Below are 2334 nucleotides of genomic sequence, written 5' to 3'. Positions count from 1 at the left end.
TAATTATTAATTATTAATTATTAATTATTAATTATTAATTATTGAATCCTACCTCCTCGCTCATTCCCATTTCTCCTGTCTCTTGTCTCCTGTCTCTTGACTCCTGACTCCTAATTAAGTTTTAGACACAGCATCACAATTTGCTAAATACCACCGCCACGGTAACTCAGTGCCTTTCGTAATGCCAATACGAGTTGTTTGTACTATTTGCAAATCTTCCTGAAATTGCCTTGTGCGATGTTCCAACCACATAGGTCCTCCCACTCGCAAAGGTGAACCATTCAAACTAAGGTCAATATCCAGCAAACGACAAAGCTTACCTGGGCCAGCAGCAAGACGAGAAATTTTAGGTTTTGATTTTTTTTTTGGGATATATTCCCATAACCAATCTGGCACAGACTCCAATTGTAAAGCTCTAATTAAGACAACACTAGGAACCCCATCTGCATCTGTCACAATATTTAAACAGTGGTACATTCCGTAAATGAGATAAACGTAGCTCATTCCTGGAGGGCCAAACATCACAGCATTTCGTGGAGTACGACTGCGATAAGCGTGACAAGCAGGGTCTCCTGGTGCATAAGCTTCGGTTTCTACGATGGTGCTACGGATAATTTTGTCATTGGACATCTGTCGCACTAAAGTACAGCCTATTAAATCTTGGGCAACTTCGGGAGATGGGCGTTCTAGCCAAGTATTGTCTATAATTTCATTTGTTTGAGTTAAATTCATATAAAGGAGCTTGTCATTATGGATATCAAATTAATTTTAATTGGATTAACTGTGTTGTTTAGTATTGGTTGTCTATTCTTTGGCACTAAGAATGGATTCTATGATACTGACGATTATCATGGAAATGGTTGTGCCCACTAAATAGGGCTTGCTGAAAAAATTGGTTGATGGGGTAGGACACGGGGACGCGGAGACGCGGAGACTCGGAGACGGGTCGATTTGTGGAGAAACAGGCAACGATTTCGGCCATTTTATGTGAAGAAATTTTCTTGAATTTCAGTATTTTGAGAGAAATAAGAGCCAATAACTAGGAGATAAACTGAATATAAAAAGCTTCATTACCTTAGCTGTCCTGACTTTTCGCTTTATGAGCGCAACCCCTAAGTAGGCGATCGCGGTAGCGATAGAATGTTTGAATTTTTCAATTTTTGATAATTTATTATATTTCTTGGGCAGGATAGTAGTCTGTCCAAGAATTTCTATTTTTTACCAACTCTAATTCCCATTTTTTATTACCTAATAGATCGGAAATTACAGCAGATTCCAAGTACATGAAGTAGAGATATTAACAATTAAATGAATTCAAGTGCGGGCATCTTGCCCACGATGGGTGTATCTCATCAAAGTGGAATCTGCTGTAAAATAAATTCTCTACTTATAAAGATTTAATGCTCCATAATTATGATATATAAAATCAGTTTTACTACTGATATTTAATTTTTAAATTTAAAGGAAAAATCTTGGGCTTGATGCTCGAACTAAGCTTCAATTTAACTCACTATTTTTATCTTTTTTATCTGCTTTTTTTAATTTTAATTAAACCAAGCATGAAAAAAGAATGCTACAAAAAAAAGGCTGAAAATTATGCCTAAAAATAACCGCTCCATCCTATAATCAACCTATTTCGTTTGATTGTTTTGCCTTTTTTTATGATTTGTTTATTACTTCTTCCTTCTTCCTTCTTACTTCTTCCCTCTTACCGAAAAATTTATAAGAAGAGGTAATTCTAAATTAAACAGGACTTATGCAAAGACACTGTGTATAGAGTCCAGTAACTATTGGACAATAGTTATGAGTACTATATATAGTGTATCTGCGTAAGTCCTATTATAAATTCTAAATTCTAAATTCATAATGAAATCATCCATACCAGTAGAAACAGACCTAGTGCTAATAGGCGGCGGTCATAGCCATGCGATCGCCATTAAAAATTTTGCGATGAACCCTATACCAGGAGTAAGATTAACCCTAATTACAGATGTATATCATACTCCCTATTCTGGGATGCTACCTGGATATGTGGCAGGTTTATATACTTTCGATCAATGTCATATTGACCTGCGTCCCCTCGCCAAATTTGCCGGAGCTAGGATATTTGTAGACCGCGCCATTGGTTTAGACTTGGAAAAAAATCAGGTAATTTGCGCTAACCGTCCACCTGTAACTTTTGATGTACTATCCATTGATATTGGCAGTACTCCCGCTAGCTTAACTGTACCCGGAGCAAGAGAATATAGTATTCCTGTCAAACCTATATCAAAATTTCTCACCTATTGGCATCAAATAACAGCAACAGTTGCTCAGTCACCAGAACAAAAAATC

Annotated in this window: 3 protein-coding genes; 2 read left to right on the top strand and 1 reads right to left on the bottom strand. The window is 36.7% G+C overall.

Going from position 1 to position 2334, the window contains the following annotated elements:
* Window positions 1-114: 114 nt before the first annotated feature.
* Window positions 115-732, bottom strand: coding sequence for a DNA-3-methyladenine glycosylase (locus AC3DU7_RS31475; protein WP_488043163.1), 618 nt, complete (start codon window positions 730-732; stop codon window positions 115-117).
* A gap of 18 nt (window positions 733-750) precedes the next feature.
* On the opposite strand from AC3DU7_RS31475, the gene AC3DU7_RS31470 reads away from it, so the two are divergent.
* Both AC3DU7_RS31470 and AC3DU7_RS31465 read left to right on the top strand, forming a co-directional pair.
* Entirely contained in the window at window positions 751-873 is a 123-nt protein-coding gene (locus AC3DU7_RS31470) for a hypothetical protein (protein WP_293070896.1), read from the top strand.
* Window positions 874-1866: 993 nt separating this feature from the next.
* The coding region (locus tag AC3DU7_RS31465) for an NAD(P)/FAD-dependent oxidoreductase (RefSeq protein ID WP_488043162.1) at window positions 1867-2334 on the top strand (468 nt) is incomplete at its 3' end.

This window comes from Okeania sp. (assembly GCF_983059655.1).
The sequence above is the reverse complement of the archived record's forward strand: the minus strand, read 5'-3'. Positions and strand labels throughout refer to the sequence as shown.

Coding starts and splice junctions, on each gene's coding strand:
- AC3DU7_RS31475 (WP_488043163.1), bottom strand. CDS start 732: ATGAATTTAACTCAAACAAATGAAATTATAGACAATACTTGGCTAGAA.
- AC3DU7_RS31470 (WP_293070896.1), top strand. CDS start 751: ATGGATATCAAATTAATTTTAATTGGATTAACTGTGTTGTTTAGTATT.